Raw genomic sequence first — 19264 nt, 5'->3', positions numbered from 1 at the left:
GGGCGGCGTCACGCCGCCCGGGCAGGTCGGAAGAACGAAGGAATCACTGTGGCGCAACATATCTGGGACCGCCCCGCGCAGTACATCGGTGGCCGTTACCGAGACGGCAAGTCCGCCGACACGTTCGACGTGCTCGACCCGTCCACCGGTCGGACCGTCGTCACCGGCCCCCTGGCCTCGACCGAGGACGTCGACGACGCCGTCACCGCGGCCGCCGGCGCCCTACCGGAATGGGCCGGCGCCACCCCGGCCCACCGCTGCGAGGTGATGACCCGGTGGGCCAGGGAACTGGAGGCGATCGCCGATCAGCTCGCGACCGTCGAGTCGGCGCAGGCGGGTAAGCCGATCAAGCTGACCACCGAGTTCGACGTGCCGGGCAGCATCGACAACGTCGCCTTCTTCGCCGGCGCGGCACGCAACCTCGAAGGCAAGGCCTCGGGCGAGTACTCGGGCGATCACACCTCGAGCATCCGCCGCGAACCGATCGGTGTCGTCGGCTCGATCGCCCCGTGGAACTACCCGCTGCAGATGGCCGCGTGGAAGATCCTGCCCGCGGTGGCCGCCGGTAACACCATCGTCCTCAAACCCGCCGAGATCACCCCGCTCACCTCGTTGCTGTTCGCCGAGGCCGCCACCCGCGCCGGGATCCCGGACGGGGTGATCAACGTGATCACCGGCAAGGGCACCACCGCCGGCAACGCACTGGTGACCCATCGCGACATCAGCATGGTCTCGTTCACCGGCTCCACACCGGTCGGACACGGCATCGCCGCCGCCGCGGCCGGCAAACGGCTGCACCTGGAACTGGGCGGCAAGGCCCCGTTCGTCGTCTTCGACGACGCCGACGTCGACGCCGCCATTCAGGGGGCGGTCGCCGCGTCGCTGATCAACACCGGCCAGGACTGCACCGCCGCGACCCGCGCCTACGTGCAGCGCCCACTGTTCGACCGTTTCGTCGACGGCGTCGCTGCCGTGATGGACACCGTCCGGCTCGGTCCCACCACCGACCCGTCCACCGATCAGGGGCCGCTGGTCTCGCGCCGTCAGCAGGGGCACGTCGCCGGATTCGTCGACCGCGCCCGCGCCGGTGGGGCCACGATCGTGCGGGGCGGGAACATCCCGGGTGGCGACCTCGCCGACGGCTTCTACTACGAGCCCACCCTGGTCGTCGGTGCCACACAGGACAGCGAGATCGTGCAGCAGGAGATCTTCGGCCCGGTCCTGGTCGTGCTCCCCTTCGACAATGACGACGAGGGCATCGCTCTGGCCAACGACACCCCGTTCGGTCTGGCCGCGTCGGCGTGGACCCGGGACCTGTACCGGGCGCAACGCGCTACTCGCGATATCGCCGCCGGGTGCGTGTGGGTCAACGACCACATCCCGATCATCAGCGAGATGCCACACGGCGGATACAAGCAGTCCGGTTACGGCAAGGACATGTCGACCTACTCGCTCGACGAGTACACCAACGTCAAGCATGTGATGTCGGATATCACCGGCGTCGCCCACAAGGACTGGCACCGGACGATCTTCGGTGACCGGTAAGTCCGTCTGCCCACCGGACACTGTGGGTACCCCGAAAGACAACCTCAGCGCGCGTCGGTAGCGCCGAAAGAAGAGAGCGAACAATGCGATTCAGCCGCGTACTCAATGTGGTCAACTGCCACGCGGAAGGCGAGGTCGGCAACGTCATCGTCGGGGGCATCGGCGACGTTCCCGGCCAGACGATGTTCGACAAGCGCGTCTACCTCGAGGAGAACCTCGATCAGATCCGTCAGCTGATCCTGTTCGAGCCGCGCGGTGCCGCGGTGCAGAACGCCAACATCATCCTGCCGTCCAACCACCCCGACGCCCCGCTGGGTTACGTCATCCTCGAGTCGACGGAGTACCCGGCGATGTCGGGATCGAACACCATGTGCGTGGCGACCGTGCTGCTCGAGACGGGGATGCTGCCGATGTCCGAGCCGGTCACCGAAGTGGTCCTCGAGTCCCCGGCCGGCCTGATCAAGGTGCAGTGCGAGTGTAAGGACGGCAAGGTCGAAAACGTTCGGCTGACCAACCAGCCGGCCTTCGTCTACCACACTCAGGTGCCGCTGGAGGTCCCGGATCTGGGCAAGCTCACCGTCGACATCGCCTACGGCGGAATGACCTACGTCGTCGTCGACGCCGCCGAAGCAGGTTTCGACCTCGTACCCTCCGAAGCCCGCGCCCTCTGCGAACTCGGCCAGCGCATCAAGCAGGCCGGCGCCGAACAGTACGAGGTCAAGCACCCCGAGAACCCGCAGATCCCCGGCATCACCCAGACGGTCTTCACCGGGCCGCTGTCCCGGCAGACCGACGAGAACGGCGAGTATCTGACGTCGAAGAACGCCGTGGTCGTCTCCCCCGGCCGGATCGACCGGTCCCCGTGCGGCACCGGCACCTCGGCACGAGTGGCGGTCCTGCACGCACGCGGCGAACTCGCCGTCGGCGAGCGATTCGTCCACGAATCACTGATCGGCACCAAATTCGACTCCCGGGTGGAGTCCGTGACCACCATCGGCGGGTACGGCGCGGTCATCCCCAGCGTCGCCGGACGGGCCTGGATCACCGGAACCACCCAGCTCGGGCTCGACCCCAGCGATCCCTTCCCGAACGGATACACCCTGGGCGACACCTGGCTCACTGCGCTCTGAACAACCACACACGAAAGGCCGAACGCGACTGCACGCCCCCATATTTCGGGGCGTGCAGTCTCGTGCTATAGCAGTCCCAGGACGCCCCACAACATTTCCCCGATAGCATTGCCAAAAATGGCTAGGTGAATTAACCTTAATGGCACAGTGACATGCATCACTGAGAGGTCGAGTTGAAGTCGATCCGCACACTGCGTCGATCTTCGATTCACTCGGTCAGTCCCCATCCCCGGAGGAAACATGCTAGAGACGCGCGATACGGGTAACAGCCGCGAAGTCGCCCCCCATGGAGATGACGAGCATCTCCGCGCCCTCGGTTACGAACCGAAATTCGAGCGCAAGATGAACCTGTGGGCGAACTTCGCCCTCGGCTTCATCTACCTGTCCCCGATGGTCGGCGTGGTCTCGATCTTCGCGCTGGGAATCTCCACTGCCGGGCCCCCGGCGATCTTCTGGATCTTCATCGTCGGGTTCGGACAACTGCTGGTCGCCCTGGTCTTCGGTGAGATCGTCTCCCAGTTTCCGCTCGCGGGCGGCCTGTATCAATGGGCGCGCCGGCTCTGGAACGGCCAGTACGCCTGGCTGATGTCGTGGGTCTACATCTGTGCCATCACCATCGGCATCACCACCACTGCCATGTTCAGCTCCGACTTCATCGCAAGTTTGCTGTTCGGCACCGCGGACGAGCCGTCGGTCTCGGCGACCGGGCTGCAGAAACTCGTCATCACCCTGTCGGTGCTGACCGTCTGCCTGCTGTTCAACCTCACCGGCACCAAGACCCTCGCCCGGATCTCCGTCGTCGGCCTGACCGCAGAACTCATCGGCGTCGTCGCGATCGGCCTGTACCTGCTGATCTTCGAGCGCAAGCAGCCCTTCTCGGTCTTCTTCGACACCATGGGCGCCGGAGGCGGGCAGAGTTACATCTACGCCTTCGTCGGAGCATCACTCGTGGGCCTGTACATGTTCTACGGCTTCGAGGCCTGCGGCGAGGTCGCCGAGGAGACCCCCAATCCGGCCCGCGCCATTCCTCGGGCGATGGCGTTGACGGTCCTCGTCGGCGGCGGTGCCGCCCTGCTCGCCTTCTCCGGATTCGTCCTCGCCTGCCCGGATCTGGCCGCCGTCGTGGCCGGGGAGGACGCCAACCCCATCCCGACGATCCTGCAGGGCAGCCTCGGCACGGTCGGTTCCAAGGCGTTCCTCGTCATCGCACTGACCTCCTTCCTGGCCGGTGTCATGGGCCAGCAGACGGCCGTCAGCCGGCTGGTGTACTCGTTCGCCCGCGACGACATGTTCCCCGGCAGCCACTTCTTCGCCCGCACCTCCTCGAGCCACATCCCGGTCAACGCACTGCTGGGTATCAACGTCGCGCCGGTGCTGCTCACGGTCTTCGTCTACTTCTTCCCCGACTCCCTGTTCCGGATCGCCGCGTTCCAGGTCATCGCCGCCTACTTTGCCTTCCAGATGGTGGTCCTGGCCGCGCTGCGGATGCGGTTCAAGGGCTGGAAGCCGGGCGGACCGTGGACCCTGGGCAAACTGGGCGTCGCCGTCAACATCGCTGCCCTGGTCTACGGCATCATCGCCATGATCATCCTGGCCCGCCCCAGCGGCGACGAGGGCCTTCCGTTCGTCGACCGCTGGATCGCGCTGATCGGGTTCTCCATCATCACCGTCGCCGGGTTCCTCTACCTGGTGATCGCGAAGCCGGGCGCCGACTCCACCGCACCCGAAGGTGACGCCATCGAGGTCGCCGAACGGCTCCGCGCCGGTCGCGCATGAGACCCGACAGCGACGGCCACTAGGCCGAAATCCGCACGGCGGGAGACGAAGTGACGACTTCGTCCCCCGCCGTTCGTCGCGCATCTGAGCGGACCGACGCCGCCGCCCGAGGCACCCATGGCGGTACGCACTCGGCTCACTGCACTACCCGACATGACAACCGCGAGACCGATTCGTGGACAGAGCGATCCAGGTCTTCCTCGACGCGCTCGAGAACACACCACGGTCGATCATCTCCCGAGCGGTGTGGTCGATTCACATTCCCGCACAGCAAGAAACCCCGCCGACAACGATGATCGCCGGCCCCATGTCGGGGCCGGCGATCATAGATACCGACGGGGGCCGGGATGTCCCCGCTTACAGTGCCGCGAGGGCCTTTTCGAGCTCGCGAAGGCGAGGACCGGTCAGGGCGGCACCGGGCGCCCGCTGCGGCCCGGCGGGGTGACCGACCAGTTCCATCCCCGCCTTGACGGCCGCGGTGTATCCACCGCTGACGAGGGTGCTCATCACCGGGAACAGCTTGGCCCACAGCTTACGAGCCAACGCGAGGTCGCTTGCCTGGATGGCGTCGTACACGTCGATCAGCTGACGCGGCACCACGTTCGCCGCACCGATGACCGAACCGGCGGCGCCCTCGAGCAGGGCGGCATAGAAGAGGGTGTCCCAACCCACGAACACCGAGACCTTGTCCCCGAATTCGTGAATGAGCTGCGCCGCGGCGGTGAAGTCACCGCTGGTGTCCTTGACGTATTTGACGTTGGGAACCTCGTCGATCAGTTCACAGAGGATGTGCGGGGTCAGGTTCACCCCGGTCGCGGCCGGCAGGTTGTAGGCCATCACGGGGATCGACACAGATCCGGCTACATCCTTGTAGTAGCTCTTGACCTCTTCGATGCTGAACGGCTCGTAGTACGGCGCCACCAGCATCAGCGCGGTCGCACCCGCCTTCTCCGCGTGCCGGGACAGAGCGATCGCCTCGGCGGTGCTGGTCGCACCGGTGTGCGGCACCACCGGCACCCGCCCTGCGGTCTGGTCGAGCACCACCTCCAGCGCGCACTCGCGTTCGCCGCGACTCAGGGCGAAGAACTCACCCGTCGACCCCAGCGGAACGAGCCCGTGAATTCCGGATTCGATGGTGCGGTCGACCAACCGGCGCAGACCGGCCTCGTCGAGCTGCTGATCCTGGGTGAACGGAGTGGCGACCGCCGAGTAGACGCCCGCGAGATCTTCTGACATGGATACCTCCTGGGGAACAAGTGACCCATTAATGGTAAATGAACCTTGCCAATAACGGCAAGCATGGGATGTAATTGGGGTCATAATCAAACGGGACGTGTCCCCGACGGACTGGAACATCCCCAGGGCGCCACCGGCGCCCCCGAGCAATCCGGAGTGCGCAGATGAACGTGACCGCAGGTGAACCCGTCCCGCCCTCCTGGGCCGTGCTGTGCCGAGACCTTCTTCGCGAGATGTGTTGCAGCATGTCGATGCAGATGTCATCTCCGTTGGCACTTCCGGAAGAGGATCGGATCCGTGACGTGCCTCGCGTCAGATGAGCTCACACAACCCTCGGCACTGCTGGTGGGCCTCGGGTCGCCGAACCTACTGAGCAAGCTCGGATCCCACGGCCTTCGGGTGTCCTGCACGGACCTCCGCGACCTGACACCGGGCAGGCTCGACGCACTGCGCCCCGATTTGATCGCCTATTTTCACCGCGAGGGGGTCGAGATCGTGTCCACCGTTCAACGGCAGCGGCTCGACGGAGTCGGTGCCGGAATTTGTGTCATCAGTGGCACCGCGTCCACCGCCGACCGCATCGCCATCCTCGATGCCGGCGCCGACGACCACGTGGTGATGCCCTGCACCGTGCCCGAACTCGCAGCGCGGTTCCGCGCTGTCCTTCGTCGTGTGCGCTGGGCACCGATCGAGGACCTCGTCTTCCCCTCATTGACCATCAGCGTCACCGGGAGGACCGTTTACTCCAACGGCCAATGGGTCGATGTGAGCCGACAGGAATTCAATGTTCTGGTCGTCCTCGCCAAGGAGGTCGGGCGCGTCGTCTCCGCGAAGATCTCCTCCGAACTATCTGGGCGGTGCCGGTGTCCGTGGCCGCACGGTCGAACGTGCTGAACGTGTGTATCAGTTCGCTGCGCGGCAAACTCGAGGCCACGGGCGCTGGACGAATGATCCACACCGTCCGGGGGATCGGTTACGTCTTTCGGACGTGACAGGGCGATCCCGGCACGAGGTCGAGGTTGCCGGTACGTCAGGTTACGTTGCGGCACTGGGATATCGGGGCGCCCAGCGCGCGTCCGAGACAGCGTTGCGGAAACGCGAAGAACACTGCTGCGTCTGCTCGCAAAACCGAGGTGATCGGCAACAGCCCGACGTCGAGTACCAGCAGCGAAGGCGGCATTTCAGTCTTCTCCGCGGACCGATGACGATTACCCCAAGCGAAAGTCAATCCCAGCAAAAATAGAGATTTGATGCCAGACGCGGGGCGCGTACCGTACTATGTGTGGCTTCTTGGCGCCACTTGCCGCCCGGTGCCACGCCGAACAAACCCGAAGATTGGAGCAGAGATGCGTATCTTGCGTGCGTTTGTAGGAGCGGTCGCTTGGGTTTTCCTGGTGCTGGCGTTATCTCTTCACGCGCCCCTGCCGACTGCTCAGGCCGAGTGTATGAGATTGCCATATTTCACGCAGTCCGGATATGCCAACTTCGATTTCCCCCCGCGAATCGTCGCGCTGCTGAACGAAAACGAGATCGCGGTCGAAGGCGTCGCACCGTTCGAGGCTAAGCCCGCGAAGACCGGTCTCTATCTGCCAATCGGCTCGCAGACCAACCATATCGACGCATGCATGGGCGTGTTCTACCCCGGCGGGCCGAGGTTCGTCAGCAAGACCGGGAACTCTGTTCTGGTTCAGGATATCTGGCTGCGGATGGACGGCGCCTACGGGACTGTGACGATCAACGGGGTCCCCCAGGGCGAGAGGATGGTCGCCACCTACAACGTGGGTGAGATGATGCCGACGGTCATGACGCCGCACGGTGGCGGGATCGGCCCCACGTATTGGCCGTTCCGCTTCTCCCCGTATTTCGCGCAGACCCTCAACGAGGCTGCAGGTGCCAACGTCTTCATGGCCGGTGAGGTGTTCGCCAACCTCGACGCCGTCGGGAAGTTCTGACACGAAATTAATCGATTCCACGCGGGATGACGCGACTACCGCGCGTTCTGCGTGCAGTGCACCGTCTGGCTACGTGACGGGAAGCTTCGGCAACCGGGAAGAACCGTCACTACGACAGACGGTGCGCGGCGAGCCATGCCGAAGCCCGGGCCGACGATGCCCGACAGAGCCACGCATCCTGAACCACCTCGGTCAGTTCTTTCAGCGTCAGATCGCCGATCCGACTTGACCGCAACAGCACCGACGGATGTCCGTCGAAATGTGGAGTGGTAAAGAACGGCGACGCCGGGTCTTGAACCATTGCTTGCTTGTCGGACTGGGAGGGCACCCAGAACACGATCACGTCCGTATACCGTTCACCGGTACGAGGGTCGAAGGCATCGGGGCGAGGCGTTCGGAAGAACACGAACGATTTGCCGCCGACTTGATAGACAGGATTGCCCCGCGGCCCACATTCGACCTTGACGTGGGGCATACCCAACGCCAACTCATGCACATCGTCCACCCGTGCGCGGCGCGGATCTGCCGTCATCGCAACATCATAGAACGGTACCCGCAGGCTCGTGCGAGTCACGTGGGAACTGTGCGGAACGAGGGCATTCGTGGTGCCGCGGTCAGATTCGCGCGGAGTCGACGAGGGACTTACCCCGATATCCGGTGGCAGGACGCCCTCGCTGCCGCAGCCGACATGCCGAGAATCGAGAAGATGTTCTTCCGCCTGTCGCTGCAGTTGCGGATGTTCGTCTCGATTCTCGGTCTGGAATACGCGTACTCGGTCGATGAGATCGTCGCCGACGACACTGCGATATTCCATGCTCTCGAGGCCCAGGATCCCGAAGAGGTGACGCGGCCCTGGCGCCGCAAAATCGACAACGCCGTGACTTACATGGTCGAACAACTCGGCCATCTCGACGTCAATGCATCTCGCCGAGCTCCGGAATCGAGTCACTGGAAGTAGGACGCATAGTCGCTGAAAGGAACCTGGCCGGTGGGGCTCGAGTGTATTGCCTCGGCAACCGCGGACGGAATGGGAGCCCAGTGGGCAGGCATCGCTGCGGCCACGGAAGGATTCAATACGTAGAGCAGGGCGAAGTTCACAATCCAGAGCGGCGGCGCCATCGACATGCCTACCTCCGAACTCACACCCCCCTTGGTGTTGGTCACCAGTTGAGCCGCGCCCGAAATCTGTTGCGATGCGAAGCCATAGACCGCTTGCACCGTGTACGCCGACCGGTACAGCGCTATCAGGGTTCGCGTCGCATCGTTGTTCCTCAACCAGGTGCCCACGAACCCACCGGGAGCGATCAATGAGTTCACCTGCCTCGTCGGGGCGTCCGCGTTGGCCGGACTCTCCAGCAGCCCGCTGGTGTTCACGTAGAGCCCGTAGCTGGCCAGCACCGACGGTGTGGACTGGCCATCGACGGCGGAATACAGGGGACGGCCGTTCGTATTGGTGAGGATCTGGGCGCATGCATCGATCACCTCGGCAGCGTCGCGGCTGCCGCCGACTCCGCCGCCGGTGACGAGGTCGCGATACTGCTGTTCGGATAAGGCGTCAGCCCTGGTGAGCCCCACCTGGCCGGCAATCTCGTCCGCCGCTTGCTGACCGAGTGGCTCGTTGAGCTGCCCAGGGTTGGTCACCTGCGTCGGTGCCAGGCTCTCGTAGCCGGGTGCCCCGGCGAAGGGGATCGCGAACCCGGTCTCGACGGTGTCCGCTGCTGGGTCTGCGCCGGCTGTTCGGGTCACACTCAGGGAGAGAATGCACATTCCCACCAGTGCCAGTACCGGGATGGTCCTGCAATGGGATGTTGCTCCGCGTCGATGGCCCGGACCCGCTAATCCTGTGCCGCGCATACGTCAACCTCCCGGAACACCATCGGGCGAGCCCACACCAGCTTGCGTTCCAGTCAAGCGCCGCGATCAATGCCGTGTCAATCCCTCCCGACACCCCCGAGCCGACAGCAGGAAGGCGGTGCCGAACCGAACCGGGAGTACTCACCCGGCCGAGCCTACCGGGTATGCGAGTGCTCGACCAGCGTCAGGTTCCGACCATTTCCGTTGGAGGCGAACGCAATCGACGGTCTACTCGACCACACTGCAACCGAGTGCAACCCTTGCAAACGCGCCGTGGAGGATGCTTGGCTCATCTGTGAGGACGATCACAACAGGCAGGAGCCAAGCATGAGCATCAAGGGCAAAGTCGCTCTGGTCACCGGCGCGGGGCAGGGCATCGGGCGCGCGATCGCATTGCGATTGGCGTCGGACGGCGCCGACATCTCGCTCGTCGACGTCAACGGCGACCGGCTCGATGCGGTGGCCGACGAGGTCCGGGCGGTAGGAGTGAAGGCGATCTCACTGGTCGCCGACGTGACGGACCGCGATCAGGTGCAGTCTGCTGTCGACCGGACCGAGCGCGAACTGGGCGGCTTCGACATCATCGTCAACAACGCGGGAATCGCCCAGGTCAACCCGATCGCCGACGTGACACCGGAGGAGGTCTCACGCATCCTCGCCGTGAACGTCGAAGGCGTGCTGTGGGGTATCCAGGTCGGGGCAGCCAAGTTCCGGGAGCGGGGACACGGCGGGAAGATCATCAACGCCTCGTCGATCGCCGGCCACGAGGGATTCCCGATGCTCGGCGTGTACTCGGCGACCAAGTTCGCAGTCCGCGGACTCACCCAGGCCGCGGCGAAGGAGTATGCGGCGGACGGCATCACCGTCAACGCCTACTGCCCCGGCGTCGTCGGCACCGACATGTGGGTCACCATCGACGAACGCTTCGCGGCCCTCACCGGTGCACCGAAGGGTGCAACGTTCGAGAAGTTCGTCGGCGGCATCGCCCTCGGTCGCGCGCAGACGCCCGAGGACGTCGCCGCGTACGTGTCGTATCTCGCCGGACCGGATTCCGACTACATGACCGGGCAATCGGGACTGATCGACGGCGGCCTGGTGTACCGATAGGCACCACCCGCAGCGGGGTTTCACGCCCGGATCCACGGGTAGACGGACGTAGGGTGATGCGACAGCACGTCCGGGGACGAAAGGGGCAGCCGTGGACGTAGACGACCTGGTCGAGCGCACCGCTCGGTTGCGGTTCGATCTGCAAGCACTCGAAAACCGCATCAAGGAGTTGACCGACGCGTTCGACCTCCTCGACAGCACGACCGAGGGTGCGTCGCGGGAACAGGTGATCGACAGCCTCAGCGACGCCCGGCTCGACCTGAGCACCGCGGACAGACATCTCGAGACCGCGGTGCGTAACGCCGAGAAACTGTCGACCGACTGAACCCCGCGTCGGACGAAGACGGACTCGTCAGGTCGCCGATCCCCTCGCACCCCAGACGACCCGATCCCACCAACTGCTGAGCGGACTGGGGTCCGGCCACCGGATGGGCTCGTCCTCACGCAGTTCCGTTACTCGACGTTGCGCACGCTGATTCGATGATCCGCCTTCTTCTCGACGCACAGCACTGCACCTCCCGAATTCCTGCGCGCCCGTCACGGCGGCGGGCGCGGCCCACTGTGCAAACCGAAATTTAGCACCGCCGGGCCAGAACGACCACCGTTTCGCGACCGTTAACCACCGGGTAGCGAAGAATCCGATTCCCGCGTGCAGAAAGCGCACCACCACCCACTCTGGCACTCGCGGTAGTCAAGTGCTAAATTTCTCGTGCACAGTGATGAGCGTCTACCGAGGTGGTAGGCCTATCGACTGATCATGGGAGGTGTATTGCTGTGCTGCGTCACGATCCCGTCACCGACATCCACTCAATGACCCGATCTTTGCTGGATGCCGTTCCAGAGCCCTCGCCGTTCGCGATCCACGCACCGATCCGCGTCAGCACGCAACCGAGGACCTGAAGACCATGACCGCCACGACCCAATCCCGCCCCGATCCCGGCAGTTCGCCCGCACGATTCTCCCGGCTCACCAGACCACAGCACCTGCAGGGCGAACACTGGAGCGACATCTCGGTCATGCTGGGAGCACTATCGATAGTGATGTTCTGGATGTTCGGATTCGGCATCGTTCTCGGCGTCTGCGCCATCGCTGCCGGCATCGCCGCCAACCGGCACCCTGCCGTCGAAGGAAGCGAGCCCAAGTCTCTGGAAGCACTGCTGGGCATTCTCACCGGCGCTTTCGGAATCGCCGCCGGCACAGTCTTTCTCACTGCGGCGCTCCCACACCTCTGACATACGCCACAATCCGGCCCGACACCCGGTGAGTATCCACTCGCGGGTGCCGGGCCAGATGGCGGTTGATCGGCCTCGGCCGATCAAACCGTGATCAGTCGAGGTCGAACCGGTCGAGGTTCATCACCTTGTTCCAGGCAGAAACGAAGTCCTGCACGAACTTCTGCTGCGCGTCGTCGGCGGCATACACCTCGGCGAGAGCGCGCAATTGCGAGTTCGAACCGAACACGAGATCGACGGCGGTGGCGGTCCACTTGGCGGCACCCGTCACACGGTCGGTGCCCTCGTAGACGTTCTCGGCCGAGGACGCACCCTTCCACTCCGTACCCATGTCGAGGAGGTTGACGAAGAAGTCGTTGGTCAACGCCTCGGGCCGGTCGGTGAAGACGCCGTGCTTCGTCTGGCCGAAGTTGGCGTTCAGTGCACGCAGGCCGCCGACGAGAACCGTCATTTCCGGAGCGGTCAGGTTCAACATGTAGGCCCGGTCGACCAGAAGTGCCTCGGCAGGCAACTTCTCCCCCGCCCGGAGGTAGTTGCGGAACCCGTCGGCCTTCGGCTCGAGTACGGCGAACGACTCCACATCGGTCTGCTCCTGTGTGGCGTCGGTACGACCCGGCGTGAACGGGACCGTGACGTCGTGACCGGCGTTCTTCGCCGCCTTCTCGACAGCCGCAGCACCCGCCAGAACGATCACGTCCGCGAGTGAGACCTTCACTCCGCCGGACTGCGACGAGTTGAAGTCCTGCTGAATCTGTTCGAGGGTCTGCAGGATCGTGGACAGCTCGGCGGGGCTGTTGATCTCCCAATCCTTCTGCGGCGCAAGCCGGATCCGCGCCCCGTTGGCGCCGCCGCGCATGTCGGTGCTGCGGTGGGTGGCTGCCGACGCCCAAGCGGTGGACACCAGCTGCGGGATGGACAGGCCCGAGTCGAGGATCTTGCCCTTGAGCGCGGCGATCTCGCTGTCACCGATCAGCTGGTGATCGACCGCAGGGACCGGGTCCTGCCACAGCTGCGCCTCGGGAACCCACGGGCCGAGGTAGCGCGTGACGGGTCCCATGTCGCGGTGCAGCAGCTTGTACCAGGCCTTGGCGAACTCCTCGGCGAATTCCTCCGGGTGGTCGAGCCAACGCCGGGTGATCTTCTCGTAGGCCGGGTCGATGCGCAGCGAGAGGTCCGTGGTCAGCATCGTGGGAGCACGCCCCGCCGACGAATCGAACGGGTCGGGAATCGTGCCCGCGCCTGCGCCGTCCTTCGCGGTCCACTGCCAGGCACCGGCGGGACTCTTGGTCAGCTCCCACTCGTAGCCGTACAGGACCTCCAGGAAGCTGTTGTCCCACTTCGTCGGTGTGGGGGTCCACACGACCTCGAGACCACTGGTGATCGCATCCTTACCCACGCCGGTGCCGTAGGCACTCTTCCAGCCGAGGCCCTGCTGCTCGATCGGGGCGCCCTCCGGTTCCGGACCGACCAGGTCGGCGTCGCCTGCGCCGTGCGTCTTGCCGAAGGTGTGGCCGCCTGCGATCAGCGCAGCGGTCTCCACGTCGTTCATCGCCATGCGGCTGAACGTCTCCCGGATGTCGCGGGCGGCTGCCAGCGGATCCGGCTGGCCATTGGGCCCCTCCGGGTTCACGTAGATGAGGCCCATCTGCACGGCCCCGAGCGGACCCGAGAGTTCCCGATCGCCGCTGTAGCGCTCGTCGCCCAGCCAGGTGTCCTCGGGACCCCAGTACATTTCCTCGGGCTCCCAGATGTCCTCGCGGCCGAATCCGAACCCGAAGGTCTTGAACCCCATCGACTCCAGGGCACAGTTCCCGGCGAAGACGAGGAGGTCCGCCCACGAGATCTGCTTGCCGTACTTCTGCTTCACCGGCCAGAGCAGCCGGCGGGCCTTGTCGAGGTTCGCGTTGTCGGGCCAGCTGTTGAGGGGGGCGAACCGCTGAGCGCCCTGACCGCCGCCGCCGCGACCGTCCGCGATGCGGTAGGTGCCCGCGGCGTGCCAGCTCATCCGGATGAAGAGGCCGCCGTAGTGGCCGTAGTCGGCGGGCCACCAGTCCTGCGAGGTCGTCATCAGATCGATGACGTCGCGTTTGAGTGCCTCGACGTCGAGCTTGGCGAACTCCTCGGCGTAGTCGAAGTCCTCACCCATCGGGTTCGACTTGGATGTGTGGGCGTGCAACACCGACAGCTCCGGCTGGTTCGGCCACCAGTCGCGGTTGTTCCTCGGGCGGTTCGCCGCCGGAGTGGGAGACGGGATTACGGGGTTTTCACTTTCACTGGTGCTCTGAGTGTTTCCCTCATGAGCGACCGGGCAGCTATCGGACACAACATTCCTTCCGGGAGAGACCAAACTGGGCTGTGGTCATGGGTTCGATCGAGAAGTCTGTGAAGTCGAGCAGTCGGGGCACAGACCCCAATAGATGACCTCGGCCTCCTCGACGAGGAAACCGTTGTCGTCGGACGCGGTCAGGCACGGCGCCTCGCCGACGGCACAGTCGACGTCCGCAATGGCCCCACACGACCGGCAGATGACGTGGTGGTGATTGTCTCCGACCCGCGACTCGTAACGAGCAACGGAGCCGGGCGGCTGAATCCGCCGCACCAATCCCACAGCGGTCACTGCGTGCAGCACGTCGTACACGGCCTGCCGGGACACCCCTTCCAGAACGGTGCGCACCGCTCCGAAAATCGTCTCCGTATCGGCATGTGGACGCGCGTGCACGGCCTCCAACACCGCGACCCGCGGGCGGGTCACGCGAAGCTCAGCCCCGCGCAGCAGCGCTGCGTAATCCGGCATCGACGGCACCCACCCACTATGACTTACTTTTCTGGACTCAGCCAAGACTTTGCGGAAACTATTTGCCGTGACTTCGACTCACGCACACCTGGCCCGTTGGCTGACCGCGGCTCCGACAAACTTCAGGGAAGCTCGAAGGTGACGACGACCGAGGGCACCGAATCCGGCGAAGACAGTCCGATCGTGCCGCCCGACGGCACGAGGGAGAGTCCGCCACCTCCGCCGCCCGGCGGCTCGTTCGCCTCGCCGGTGCCACCGATCCGTCCCCCGGCGGCGCCTCCGCCGCCGCCGTACCCACCTCCGCCCCCGGCGCCGATCCCGTCGCCGACGGCCCCGGGAGCGTCGCACCGGAACTTCCTGCGCTGCCGCCGTATCCGGGACCACCGCAAGGCTGGCCGGGCTCGACCCGTCGGATCCGAACACGGGCTGTCCGCCGCCGTGCCCGTTCTCGCCGACCCGGACGTACACCGTCGATCCCGGAACGAGCCAGGCGTCACCACGGGCTACCGCTCCCCGGCCGCCGGGAGCGACCGTGCGGCAACTGCTGTCACCGCCTCGGCCGCCGACCGCCTCGATGTGCACCTTCCAGACGCCGTCCGGAATCCTCAGCGGTACACCGTGGACACCTCCGGAAGGAGACACTTCGCCGGTGTTGTCGGTGTACGCGCAGGTGACCGCCGTCTGGGACTGGACGCACTGCGACGGCAACTCCGCCACTGCCACTCCCGAACCCGGGAAGACCGCCAGCCCGCCCGCGGTGGAACCCACCGCCGCGGCCATACCGAGAAGCCGTACCTTCGACACCGACCCCCTACGCTCACCCTCCCCGGTCGCGCACCGGCCCGGTGAACGGGTCCCACGCTTCGACTGTAACCGCGCCAACGATGCCGGGATGAAAAGCCTTCCGTCGGATCCTAATCCGGGCGGGCGTCACCCGGGGAGACGATGCCGTGATCGAAGGCGTACACGATGGCGGCCGCGCGGTCGCGGAGATCGAGCTTGAGGAAGATGTGCCCGACGTGACTCTTCACGGTCACGCCCGAGATACCCAGCTCACGCCCGATCTCACTGTTGCTGTGCCCACGCCCGATGAGGGCGAGCACATCGAGTTCTCGCGCGGTCAGCTCGGTGAGGTGGTTCCGGCCCCCGTCGGACGACGGCGCGACGGTGCGGTACGTGGCGAGAACGCGTCCGGTCACTGCGGGGTCGAGGCAGGCGCCGCCCTCGGCGACGGTGCGGACGGCGCGAATCAGGTCCTCGGCAGGCGAATCCTCGAGGATGAAACCCGCCGCACCCGCGCGGAGCGACCCGGACAGCAGTTCGTCATCGTCGAACGTGGTGAGCACCAGCACCGGCGGTGGCTGCGCTCCCGACCGGAGATCGCGGGTCGCGCGGATGCCGTCGACCTTCTTCATCCGAAGGTCCATGAGCACGACGTCCGGAGTGTGCTCCACCACCGCGCCCGGCACCTCCGCGCCGTCGGCGCATTCGCCGACGATCACGAAGCCGTCCTTGCGCCGCAGGATCCGGCGCAGCCCCGACCGCACGAGTTCCTGGTCGTCGACCAGCAGCACCCTGATCTCCGGGCCCGTCACGACAGTCCCGGGATGTGGCGGAGGATCGCCGGCCGACAGGAATCTCGGGGCAATGGGACCGCGGCGTGCACCGACCATCCTCTGCCGTCCGGGCCGGCGCGGAGTGTGCCACCGAGCAGCGCGGCGCGCTCGCGCATGCCCCGCAGACCGGAGCCGAGCGAGCCGGTCGGTGGGGTCACCTGACCTCGGGTCGGGTTGCGGATTTCCAGGGTGATGCGTTCCGGCTCGATCGTGAGTCGCACGTCGGCACTGGCGCCGGGTGCATGTTTGGCGACGTTGGCCAGCGACTCCTGCGTGATGCGGAAGATCCCGAGACCGACCGTGCCGGTCACGGCGGAGAGGTCGCCCTGCATGTCGAAGGCCACCGGTAGACCCGCACGGCGGAAGTCGTCGATCAGATCGGGAAGGTCGGCGACGCCCGGCTCGGGACGGGTGCCCGACGGACCTGCGTCGAGCAACCCGACGGTGCGCCGAATGTCGGCCATCGCCTGCCGCCCGAGTCGCTCGGCGTCAGAGAGCGCGTCCACCGCGTCGTCGACGTCGCGGTCCTGCTCGAGCGCGCGACGGGCCGCGGTCAGATGCAGCAGCGTGATGCTCAGCGAGTGGGCGATGACGTCGTGAACCTCGCGGGCGATGCGCTGGCGCTCACGTGTGGCGGCCTGCTCGGATTGAATCGCCTTCGAGGCCCGCTCCTGGTGAAGGAGGCGCAACTGTGTGAGCATCAGGTAACCGAAGGCCCAGCCCAGCACGACTCCCGCGAGAGCGTAAGGCGCGCCGTCGAGTCGGCCCGTCAGTGCAAACGCAGACAGGACTGCCATCGCGGCAGCCAAGGTGGCGAGGCTGACTGCCAGTGACGCCGTTGCCGCGACCTCGGCGGTCAGGATCACCAGGATGAGCGGAGCGAAGTCGAAGGCCGTGTCGGGCTGCTGCAGAAGCAACAGTGCGGCCGCCGCGACGACGACGACGGCCAGGAACGGACGCGGAAGCACCACCCCCGGCCTGATCATGTCTCCCGCAACGGGGGTCACCGCGGCGACCAGACCACACAGCAGAACCCACCCCGGCGGCACGAAGCCGTCGCGTTGCGCGACAGCCGCACCGGCGATGACCACGACGGCGATGTGCGCGAACACCGGCACAGCGAGCGGGTAGTCGTACTCACTCTCCGCCACGCGTCGACGAAAAAATGCCGTCACCTGCACACGACCAGCGTAGGCGAAGACCCACCCGCACCGCGTCCTCTCCGGAGCGGAGACCCCCTCCGCCCACGGTAGGAGACGAGAACTCGACCGTGGCACGGCGAAACCGCTGCCGCGGATCCGTAGCGTTGCCGCCATCAACGAAACTACGGAGGTGGCCGAGATGTCGTGGAACGATTTCCGTGCACGCCGGGCGGTACTGGAAGAGATCCTGGCGCGGGCGCACACCGACCCCGCACAGGCGTTGCGGTTCGACGAAGTGCCCGGCGCGATCGAGCTTTTCGGCTCGACCGACAACATCCTGCTCGCACTTCAGCACCGGTGGAGCAATCACCTCGCGGCCCGTCTCGACCAGGCGGTCGAGGACGGCACCCCCCTGAATGTGACTTGGAATGCGCTGGCCGCCGAGCAACCGGCATTGCGCGCGCTCCTCGACACCGCGGCCGCCTCCTCCCTGCCGTTGCGCGGGTCCCAGCGCGCGGAGCAGCGGATGATCGAGGCCCACCACACCGGACGACTGTCCGGCCACGGGATCGAGCAGCGACCGATCGGCGCGCGAACGCCGACGATGACCCCCGTGTGAAGAACGGACGGACGGCTAGTGGTCCGTCTGCGAATTAGTCGAGCTTTTTATATAGTCGACGCATGGTTGCAGCGGCGTTGTCGGTCAGTGACGAACAGCGGGCGGAGTTGAGGCGGATGGCGGCCTCGACGACACTGCCGCACCGGAAGGTGGTCCAGGCGCGGGCCTTGCTGTGGGCAGGCGACGGGGTGGCCAATGCCGAGATAGCCAGACGTTGCCAGGTGACTCCGGAAGCGGTGCGGCGCTGGCGCTCTCGTTTCGCAGAAGAGGGAACTTCCGGGGTCGGGACGGTCGCGAAGGGGCGAGGCCGCAAACCGAGTTTGCCGGCGGGCACAGTCGAAGAGGTGCTGCGGTTGACCCATCAGGGGCGTCCGGCGGACGGCTCGACACACTGGAGCACCCGGACGATGGCCGCCCGCGTCGGGATCGGGAAGGACTCCGTCGCCAAGATCTGGGCTGATCACAATCTCAAGCCCTGGCGGGTCGCGACGTTCAAGATCAGCAACGATCCGCGATTCGAGGAGAAACTCGTCGATGTCGTTGGGCTGTACCTGAACCCGCCCGCGCGGGCGGTGGTGTTCTCGTTCGACGAGAAGACGCAATGCCAGGCGTTGGACCGCACCCAGCCGTCGCTGCCCATGAAGCCAGGACGCGCCGGGACGATGACCCACGACTACAAGCGCAACGGCACCATCGATCTGTTCGCGGCGATGAACGTCGGCACCGGGGAGGTCCTCACAGACCTCCGCAAGGGCCACGCCGGAGCCGATGTGCTGCGGTTCTTCAAGCAGATCGACGCCAGCGTCCCGCGCTCGCTCGACGTTCACGTCGTGCTCGACAACCTGTCCGCGCACTCGACCCCGGAGATCAAAGCGTGGTTGGCGCACAAGAACCGTCGCCGGTGGCACCTGCATTACACCCCAACGTCGAGTTCCTGGCTGAACCTGATCGAACGCTGGTTCAAAGAACTGACCGACAAGCGGCTGCGCCGCGGCGTCTTCACCAGCGTCACCGACCTTGCCGACGCGATCACCACGTGGGCACAACACTGGAACGAGGAACCCAAACCCTTCGTGTGGAAAGCGACCGCGGAAGACATCATCGCCAAAGTCCAACGCGGCCGCACCGCCCTCCACAAGATCAAATCGCAGACAGACCACTAGTAGTACTTTGTTAGGTCGGGAAGGTGTGGTGGCAGAGTGGGCAGGTACCGATCCAACGAGCAAGTGCGCGTTGGAGTTCGCGCACGATGCCGTAGAGC

The 19264-nt window shown here is 65.7% G+C and carries 19 protein-coding genes; 11 read left to right on the top strand and 8 right to left on the bottom strand.

The features are described from left to right. The first annotated feature begins 48 nt into the window (after nt 1–48). The 3 genes from RHA1_RS25855 to RHA1_RS25845 all read left to right on the top strand — a co-directional run bounded on the left by RHA1_RS25855 (nt 49) and on the right by RHA1_RS25845 (nt 4451). Nucleotides 49–1545 carry a gamma-aminobutyraldehyde dehydrogenase gene (locus tag RHA1_RS25855; RefSeq protein ID WP_011597486.1) on the top strand — a complete coding sequence of 499 codons (1497 nt, stop codon included), beginning with the start codon at nt 49–51 and terminating at the stop codon, nt 1543–1545. Nucleotides 1546–1628: 83 nt separating this feature from the next. Then, a complete protein-coding gene (locus RHA1_RS25850) occupies nt 1629–2675 on the top strand; it encodes a proline racemase family protein (protein WP_011597485.1) in 1047 nt (348 codons plus the stop codon). A gap of 240 nt (nt 2676–2915) precedes the next feature. After that, nucleotides 2916–4451, top strand: a complete 1536-nt coding sequence (locus RHA1_RS25845) for an APC family permease (protein WP_011597484.1) — start codon at nt 2916–2918, stop codon at nt 4449–4451. A gap of 357 nt (nt 4452–4808) precedes the next feature. Here the strand turns inward: RHA1_RS25845 and RHA1_RS25840 are convergent, their stop codons facing one another. After that, nucleotides 4809–5687, bottom strand: a complete 879-nt coding sequence (locus RHA1_RS25840; RefSeq protein ID WP_011597482.1) for a dihydrodipicolinate synthase family protein — start codon at nt 5685–5687, stop codon at nt 4809–4811. Nucleotides 5688–5984: 297 nt separating this feature from the next. Between RHA1_RS25840 and RHA1_RS50610 the strand changes: the two genes are divergently transcribed. The 3 genes from RHA1_RS50610 (at nt 5985) to RHA1_RS25830 (ending at nt 7639) form a co-directional block, all read left to right on the top strand. Next, a complete protein-coding gene (locus RHA1_RS50610; protein WP_011597481.1) occupies nt 5985–6581 on the top strand; it encodes a response regulator transcription factor in 597 nt (198 codons plus the stop codon). Then, on the top strand, nt 6545–6679 hold the full coding sequence (locus tag RHA1_RS53655; RefSeq protein WP_167540954.1) for a winged helix-turn-helix domain-containing protein: 135 nt from the start codon (nt 6545–6547) through the stop codon (nt 6677–6679). Before RHA1_RS50610 ends, RHA1_RS53655 begins: the two co-directional genes overlap by 37 nt. 354 nt (nt 6680–7033) lie before the next feature. After that, nucleotides 7034–7639, top strand: coding sequence for a hypothetical protein (locus RHA1_RS25830; protein WP_011597479.1), 606 nt, complete (start codon nt 7034–7036; stop codon nt 7637–7639). A 109-nt stretch (nt 7640–7748) separates the two neighbouring features. Here RHA1_RS25830 and RHA1_RS44695 read toward each other — a convergent pair whose 3' ends face one another. Together RHA1_RS44695 and RHA1_RS25820 are read right to left on the bottom strand one after the other, a co-directional pair. Next, the gene (locus RHA1_RS44695) at nt 7749–8171 is read right to left on the bottom strand and encodes an MmcQ/YjbR family DNA-binding protein (RefSeq protein WP_043781227.1); all 423 of its coding nucleotides are present in this window, start codon (nt 8169–8171) and stop codon (nt 7749–7751) included. A 413-nt stretch (nt 8172–8584) separates the two neighbouring features. After that, entirely contained in the window at nt 8585–9493 is a 909-nt protein-coding gene (locus tag RHA1_RS25820) for a hypothetical protein (protein WP_011597477.1), read from the bottom strand. A 327-nt stretch (nt 9494–9820) separates the two neighbouring features. On the opposite strand from RHA1_RS25820, the gene RHA1_RS25815 reads away from it, so the two are divergent. The 3 genes from RHA1_RS25815 to RHA1_RS25805 all read left to right on the top strand — a co-directional run bounded on the left by RHA1_RS25815 (nt 9821) and on the right by RHA1_RS25805 (nt 11832). Beyond that, nucleotides 9821–10600, top strand: coding sequence for an acetoin reductase (locus RHA1_RS25815; protein WP_011597476.1), 780 nt, complete (start codon nt 9821–9823; stop codon nt 10598–10600). 91 nt (nt 10601–10691) lie between these two features. Continuing rightward, nucleotides 10692–10925 (top strand): hypothetical protein, encoded by a 234-nt coding sequence (locus RHA1_RS25810; RefSeq protein ID WP_009478313.1) that lies wholly within the window; start codon nt 10692–10694, stop codon nt 10923–10925. 580 nt (nt 10926–11505) lie between these two features. Continuing rightward, nucleotides 11506–11832, top strand: a complete 327-nt coding sequence (locus RHA1_RS25805) for a hypothetical protein (protein ID WP_009478310.1) — start codon at nt 11506–11508, stop codon at nt 11830–11832. A gap of 94 nt (nt 11833–11926) precedes the next feature. Here the strand turns inward: RHA1_RS25805 and katG are convergent, their stop codons facing one another. From katG to RHA1_RS25780, 5 genes are all read right to left on the bottom strand, one after another. Next, nucleotides 11927–14155, bottom strand: coding sequence for a catalase/peroxidase HPI (gene katG / locus RHA1_RS25800; RefSeq protein ID WP_011597474.1), 2229 nt, complete (start codon nt 14153–14155; stop codon nt 11927–11929). A gap of 36 nt (nt 14156–14191) precedes the next feature. Next, nucleotides 14192–14635: a Fur family transcriptional regulator gene (locus tag RHA1_RS25795; RefSeq protein ID WP_043781216.1), complete on the bottom strand. Its 444-nt coding sequence runs from the start codon at nt 14633–14635 to the stop codon at nt 14192–14194. A gap of 113 nt (nt 14636–14748) precedes the next feature. Next, nucleotides 14749–15015, bottom strand: coding sequence for a hypothetical protein (locus RHA1_RS50600; protein WP_041812026.1), 267 nt, complete (start codon nt 15013–15015; stop codon nt 14749–14751). Between the two features lie 525 nt (nt 15016–15540). After that, a complete protein-coding gene (locus RHA1_RS25785; RefSeq protein WP_041812473.1) occupies nt 15541–16200 on the bottom strand; it encodes a response regulator in 660 nt (219 codons plus the stop codon). Nucleotides 16201–16217: 17 nt separating this feature from the next. Next, on the bottom strand, nt 16218–17558 hold the full coding sequence (locus tag RHA1_RS25780; RefSeq protein WP_041812023.1) for a histidine kinase: 1341 nt from the start codon (nt 17556–17558) through the stop codon (nt 16218–16220). 16 nt (nt 17559–17574) lie between these two features. Here RHA1_RS25780 and RHA1_RS25775 point away from each other — a divergent pair, with 16 nt between their 5' ends. After that, complete coding sequence (locus RHA1_RS25775) at nt 17575–18003, top strand: hypothetical protein (protein ID WP_041812020.1); 429 nt, start codon at nt 17575–17577, stop codon at nt 18001–18003. Between the two features lie 62 nt (nt 18004–18065). After that, entirely contained in the window at nt 18066–19166 is a 1101-nt protein-coding gene (locus RHA1_RS25770) for an IS630 family transposase (RefSeq protein ID WP_041812017.1), read from the top strand. Nucleotides 19167–19264 lie beyond the last annotated feature (98 nt).

The organism is Rhodococcus jostii RHA1 (assembly GCF_000014565.1).
GTDB lineage: Bacteria > Actinomycetota > Actinomycetes > Mycobacteriales > Mycobacteriaceae > Rhodococcus_F > Rhodococcus_F jostii_A.
Note: the sequence above shows the minus strand (reverse complement) of the source record. Positions and strands in the feature narration are given on the sequence as shown.